The organism is Ideonella sp. (genome assembly GCF_035254525.1).
In the GTDB taxonomy this organism is placed as follows: domain Bacteria; phylum Pseudomonadota; class Gammaproteobacteria; order Burkholderiales; family Burkholderiaceae_C; genus Ideonella.
Genome location: NZ_DATFAN010000159.1, coordinates 1 through 6,116 on the forward strand (window position 1 = coordinate 1; position 6,116 = coordinate 6,116).

At 69.0% G+C, this 6,116-nt stretch carries 7 protein-coding genes; 1 reads left to right on the forward strand and 6 read right to left on the reverse strand.

Annotated features, from left to right (window positions below):
- The 6 genes from VJ693_RS16285 to queF all read right to left on the reverse strand — a co-directional run.
- A partial coding sequence (locus tag VJ693_RS16285; protein WP_324155789.1) for a Flp family type IVb pilin occupies positions 1-188 on the reverse strand: 188 nt, incomplete at its 3' end.
- Positions 189-197: 9 nt separating this feature from the next.
- The gene (locus VJ693_RS16290; RefSeq protein ID WP_324155791.1) at positions 198-692 is read right to left on the reverse strand and encodes a response regulator; all 495 of its coding nucleotides are present in this window, start codon (positions 690-692) and stop codon (positions 198-200) included.
- Between the two features lie 103 nt (positions 693-795).
- Positions 796-1,560, reverse strand: coding sequence for a response regulator transcription factor (locus VJ693_RS16295; RefSeq protein WP_324155792.1), 765 nt, complete (start codon positions 1,558-1,560; stop codon positions 796-798).
- Between the two features lie 22 nt (positions 1,561-1,582).
- Positions 1,583-3,277 (reverse strand): sensor histidine kinase, encoded by a 1,695-nt coding sequence (locus VJ693_RS16300; RefSeq protein WP_324155793.1) that lies wholly within the window; start codon positions 3,275-3,277, stop codon positions 1,583-1,585.
- A 210-nt stretch (positions 3,278-3,487) separates the two neighbouring features.
- Positions 3,488-3,916, reverse strand: a complete 429-nt coding sequence (locus VJ693_RS16305) for an SET domain-containing protein (protein WP_324155794.1) — start codon at positions 3,914-3,916, stop codon at positions 3,488-3,490.
- A gap of 16 nt (positions 3,917-3,932) precedes the next feature.
- Positions 3,933-4,364 (reverse strand): preQ(1) synthase, encoded by a 432-nt coding sequence (gene queF, locus VJ693_RS16310; protein ID WP_324155796.1) that lies wholly within the window; start codon positions 4,362-4,364, stop codon positions 3,933-3,935.
- A gap of 168 nt (positions 4,365-4,532) precedes the next feature.
- Here queF and VJ693_RS16315 point away from each other — a divergent pair.
- Positions 4,533-6,116: chromosome segregation SMC family protein (locus VJ693_RS16315; RefSeq protein ID WP_324155797.1), on the forward strand; the 1,584-nt coding region annotated here is incomplete at its 3' end.

Here is a 6,116-nt window from a genome sequence, read left to right on the forward strand (position 1 = left end):
GACCACAACTTGAAGACCGCCGCCAGGGCATCCGCATATGCAGTGAAGGCGCCGACGGCCACGATCGTCATCAGAGCGGCTACCAAGCCATACTCGATCGCCGTCACCCCGCTCTCGTCAGCCCACCAAGCACGCCACGCGACTGCTTGCGAGCGCTTGGTGGTCATGTCGGTGTTCGTTGAGCACATGAGTCAACTCTAGGTTTGCGCTGCCCCGGCCACATCTGACGATGTGCCCGGTCGTGCACCGGATTCGCCTCCCACCCGCATGGGAGGAAGCTCCCCCCGCAGGTAACGGGCGGCCAGTTCCTTGACTTCGGCCAACAGGTGGCTGGCCGGCTCGTGCTTGCTCACGAACGCACTCGCGCCCAGGCCCATCGCGCGGTGGCGCGTGCCGGCATCGACCAGGCAGGTGAGCACCATCACGTAGGCGTGGCGGCTCAGGGTGGGCAGCAGCGCCAGGCCGTCTTCGCCGCCCAGGTCCACGTCGAGCACGACGAGCTCGGGGCACACGGATTCGACGCAGGCCAGTGCCTCGGCGGCGGTGGCCACCGCATGCACGCTGCGCAGCGACAGCGGCGCCGAGCGCAGCAGGCGCGCCAGGCCTTCACGCACCGCCACGTGATCGTCGATGATCAGCAGCGATGGGCCGGTGCGGCCGCCGGGCGGCGATGTCAGGTTCGCATAAGGCATGGGCCGATGCTAGGCAGCGGCCACGCCGGCGACCATGGGAGGTCGCGGCAAGCGGGATAGGAGTTTTGCCCCAAGCCCTTAAGCTTCGGGGCGCGGGGCGGCTTCAGTTCGCCCGGGCGACGGCGTCGGGCTTCGCGAGCCCGTGCTCGGTGGCGAACAGGTGCAGCTCGAGGCGGCCGCGCACGCAGAGCTTGGCGTAGATCGCCGTCAGGTGGTTGCGCAGCGTGTGTTCGCTCATGCCCAGCGCATCCGCCACGGCGAGCTGCTTGCCGCCGCTCATCTGGACCATCGTGGTGATGATGTCGCGCTCGCGCGGCGTCAGGCTGGCAATGCGCTGGCTGGTCCCGTCCTGGGGTGGCGGCGCGGCCGGGCGGCCGGTCAACTGGCCCAGCACGTCGGCCAGCATGTTGCGGTTCAGCCAGATCTCGCCTTCGTGCACCTTGCGGATGGCGCGCAGCACCGTGTCTGCCGATTCGGACTTGTGCAGCACACCGCGCGCGCCTTGCAGCACCGCCTGCCGCTGGTGGGCGAGGTCTTCGTCGGCGGTCAGGATCAGCACATGGCCGGGGCAGCGGCGCTGTACGTCGGCCAGCGCGCTGCAGCTGTTTTCGCCGGCGAGGTCGAGGTCGAGCAGCAGCAGGTCGGTTTCCGCCAGCGCGGGGTGGCCCACCAGCTCGGCGCGCGACAGCGCCGTGCCCACGACTTCCATTTCCGGCCGCGCGCTCTCGATGAGCTGCTGCAGGCCCCACAGCGTGACGCGGTGGTCGTCGGCCAGGAAGACGCGGATCGTTGCCTGGCCGAGCGCCATGGGCGGCTTGCACGCTGCCGCTGCTGCTGTGGGGCGGGTGGCCTGGGAAGCTGGCTGCATGGTGTTCGCTCGCGGTACGCCTTCAGATCGGGATCGTGATCGCGATCTCGGTGTCGAGGCCGTTGGGCCGGCTGATGTTCAGCATGCCCCCCAGTTCCTTGACCCGCTCGGACAGCGATTTCGGGACGAAGTCGTTGACCGGCTTGCCCTGCACACTGCCCGCGTCATCGCGAACCTTCACCTGGATGCTATCTCCAACCGTAGTCAAGTGTATCCAAGCGTTTCTGGCCGATGTGTGTTTCCGCACGTTGTTCAGCGCCTCGTTGACCATGTGGAAGACCGATCCGGCCAACGCGCGGCTGGTCTTGATGTCGTCCGGGCAATCCAGGTGGATCTCGATGCCGAACAGCACGCTGAATCGGCGGGCCTGGCGGCGCACCGCCGGCACGAGCGCGTTGTCGCCCTTCTGCTGGCCCGAGCGCAGGACGGAAATCACCTCGCGCAGCTCGTTGACCTCGTGGTTCATCAGGTCGAGCAGGGCGGCGATGTCGCCGTGCAGCGGGTTGTCGGCCGGCGTGCGCAGCGCGAGCGCCTCGATCGCATAGCGCAGCCCGAGGTAGGGCTGGATCGCGCTGTCGTGCAGGTCGCGGCCGATGCGCACCCGCGCGTGGGCGCCGATCTCCTCGTTCAGCTCGTCGACCAGCGCGGCGCGCTCGAACAGGCGCATCAGCGTGGGGGCGAGGTCGGCCAGGGTGCTGGAACGCCACTCGTCGCGGTGTCGCGTGGTGCTGCCGATCAGCAGATGGCCGCAGGGGCGGCCCCGCAGGCGCAGGGGCACGACGATCAGGCGGCGCACCTCCAGCATGCCGGCCAGCTCGGACAAGGCATCGCCCGCACCGTCGATCATGGTTTCGGCCGGGTGCACCTTGACGCCGCCGAACAGGCCGAGCAGCCGGCGCGGCGTGAGGCTCGCCGGTGCCCCGGGCAGGCGGGCGAGCTGTTCTTCGAACTGGTGGTGGATGCCCGCGCTCGTACGGAAGCTGCCCTCGGTGCCCGAGCTGACGACCGCCGGGGCGTTCCGGCTCGACTGCAGCACGACGGCCACCACGGAGGCACCCGTCTCGTGGCGCAGCCGCTCGGCCGCGGTCAGGCACACCGCCTCCAGGCCCCGGCGAGGGTCGATCTCGGCCTCGAAGTGGTCTTCGAGCGCGACACGGCGGCGCAAGGCGTGCATGGGCCGCGAGAGCAGGGCCGCCGTGGGCGCCAGGGTGAGGATGCCGAGTGCCGGCAGGAAGCGAAGCGGGTCGAGGGCCAGCGCGCCGCGCCAGGCCGAGCCGGTGACGTTCAACGCCAGGGCCAGCGTGGCGAAGCAGGCCAGCATCACCCCCTGCCGCACGCCATGCAGCACGCTGGCCATCACCACCGGGAGGATGAAGGTGACGGTCAGCATGTCGGCGGCGTCGGGCGCCCCCAGCATCATCACGGCGGACCAGACCACATCGATCCAGGGCTGCAGCACCGGGCGCGGCAACGGGCGGCCACGTGCCTCGCCCCAAAGCAGCGCGCCGCTCCAGGCCGCATAGGCGAGGAGCAGCCCGCCGGTCCAGCCGCCCAGCTGCCCCTGTGCGGCCAGCTCGAGGCCCACCAGCATGACGACGATGCTTCGCAGGCCCGCGCCGAAGCGCTGCAGGGCGGACTGGGGGGCAAGGGGCGCAGGTGCCGCCGCCAGGGCGTTGGGCGGATCGGGCGGGGCGTATTCGGTGCGCGCGTCAGGCACGGTGCGACGATCCTCGTGAATCGCCGGGTTCAGCGCGCCGTGTCAGCCGTCGGTCCGTGTCTCAGTGCCTTGCCGATCGATGCGTCGGTTCGATTCTTCTGCGCCTCACCCTGCGAGAGTTCGCTGCAGTTTAGAGGAGGACACCGTTGGCAACACGACAGTTGTCAATGATCGACAGGCCGGCGCGGCGAACGGACAACAGCGCGGGCTTCAGAGCCTGCCGGCGCAGCCGGGCGCGCCGCAGCGGCAGGCCAGGCGCCCTTCGTGGTGCGTTTCGCCGTAGGCCACGGTGATTTCCTCGCCCGGCTCGATGGCGCGCAGCGAGTAGAACTCGATGCGCCCGTCGGTGATGCGCAACTCGCCATTGGGCTGGCAGCTGTGGTTGGTGAAGCGCATCGGGTCGGTCGAGCGAGCCAGGTCGATGGCCTTCTTGGCCGAGACCTCGACGATCATGATCCGCTGCAGCGTGGCGGCGCGGCGCCGCGCCTCGGCCACCGTGATGCTTTCGCCGCGCACCTCGCCGATCTTCTGCCAGCGCGGCACCGGCTCGAGCGCGAAGACGCCGAAGCCGTCGATCGGGCTGCGGCGCACGGCCACGTCGTACTTCTGGTATGGCGGGCGTTCGGCCAGGGTGCCCACGGCAGCGGCCCTCAGCTCAGCCGCGCAGGCCGGTCTCGGCGGCGTGGGCCGGCAGGGTCACCACGGCTTCAGGCTTCCAGCCCTTCTTGCGGTGCTCGGCCACGACGTTGGTGTAGATGCCGCCGCGCACGTACCACTTGGCGGTGATGCGGGCGTAGCGCGGCTTGGTCGTCTCGACGATCTTGGTCAGGATGTCGTTCGTGACCTTCTCGTGGAACGCGCCTTCGTTGCGGAAGCTCCACATGTACATCTTCAGGCTCTTGAGCTCGATGCACAGCTTGTCGCAGACCATGTCGATCGTGAAGTGCGCGAAATCGGGCTGGCCGGTCAGCGGGCAGTGGCAGGTGAACTCGGGGATCTGGAACTGGATCACGTAGTCCCGCTCGGGGGCCGGGTTCGGGAACACATGCAGTTCCTTCGACGGGGCGGTGGGCGGGTTGGGCGGCATCGGCCGCTCGCGCGGAACAGACTGGGGGGAAGGGGTGCGAGCCATGCCTGCGATGGTATCATCCCGGCCTCTTCGGCGGCCCGCTCTTGGCCAAATTAACCAAGTAAATCAATGACTTAGAGCGAAGGCTCGGCAGCCTTGCCGGCACTTCGCCAGCCCCCTCGTTCCATGCGGCTCAACCAGATCAAGCTCTCGGGCTTCAAGTCCTTCGCCGAGCCGACCACCTTCCAGCTGCCCGGCCAGCGGGTCGGCGTGGTCGGGCCCAACGGCTGCGGCAAGTCCAACATCATGGATGCGGTGCGCTGGGTGCTGGGCGAATCGAAGGCCAGCGAGCTGCGCGGCGAGTCGATGCAGGACGTGATCTTCAACGGCTCGGGCAATCGCAAGCCGGCCAGCCGCGCCAGCGTCGAGCTCGTCTTCAGCAATGAAGATGGCCGCGCCGGCGGCTCGTGGAACCAGTACAGCGAGATCGCCGTCAAGCGTGTGCTGACGCGCGACGGCACCTCCAGCTACTTCATCAACAACCAGCCGGTGCGCCGCCGCGACGTGCAGGACGTGTTCCTCGGCACCGGCCTCGGGCCCCGCGCCTACGCCATCATCGGCCAGGGCACGATCAGCCGGATCATCGAATCCAAGCCCGAGGAACTGCGCCTGTTCCTCGAGGAAGCCGCGGGCGTCTCCAAGTACAAGGAACGCCGCCGCGAGACCGAGAACCGGCTGACCGACACGCGCGAGAACCTGACGCGTGTCGAGGACATCCTGCGCGAGCTGAACGCCAACCTGGAAAAGCTGGAAAAGCAGGCCGAAGTCGCCGCCCGGTACAACCAGTTGCAGGCCGACGTCACGCTCAAGCAGCACCAGCTCTGGTACCTCAAGCGCGCCGAGGCCGAGAACGACCAGGCGAAGATCAAGGCCGATGCCGACAAGGCGGTCAACGAGCTCGAGTCGCGCGTGGCGGACCTGCGGCGCGTCGAGAGCGAGCTGGAGACGATCCGCCAGGCCCACTACGCCGCCGGCGACCAGGTGAACCAGGCCCAGGGCCAGCTCTATGAGGCCAGCGCCGAGGTCGGCCGGCTGGAAGCCGAGATCCGCTTCGTGGTCGAAGGCCGCCAGCGCGTCGAGCAGCGCCTCATCCAGCTGAAGGAGCAGGTCGCGCAATGGTCCACCCGCAAGGAGGAGGCCGAGGCCGAGACCGAAAACCTGGCGGCCCAGACCCTGGAAGCCGAGGAGCGCGCCACGCTGCTGGCCGCGCAGGTGGAAGAGCAGGTGCAGCAATTGCCCGAGCTGGAAGAGGCGCTGCGCCAGGCGCAGGCCAAGGCCAACGAGCAGCGTGGCAGCGTCACGCAGGTGCAGCAGCAGATCCAGGTGCTGGCGGCAGACCAGCGCAACATCGAGGAGCAATCGCGCCAGCTGAACCAGCGCCGCGAGCGCCTGGTGGCCGACCGCAATGCGCTGGCCGCCCCCGACGAACAGCGCCTGCTGAACCTGCAGGCGCAGCTCGCGACCGCGCAGGAAGCGGCCGAGACCACCGACGCCCGCCTGCACGAGTTGCAGGAGCAGGTGCCGCAACTCGACGAGGACCGCCGGGCCAGGCAGCAGGACCTGAACGCGCAGACCCACAAGCAGTCGGACCTGTCCGCCCGCATGGAGGCCCTGAAGGCACTGCAGGAGAAGGTCCGCACGGACGGCAAGCTGCAGCCCTGGCTGGCCAAGCACGGCCTGGGCGGCCTGCAGCAGCTGTGGACGAAGATC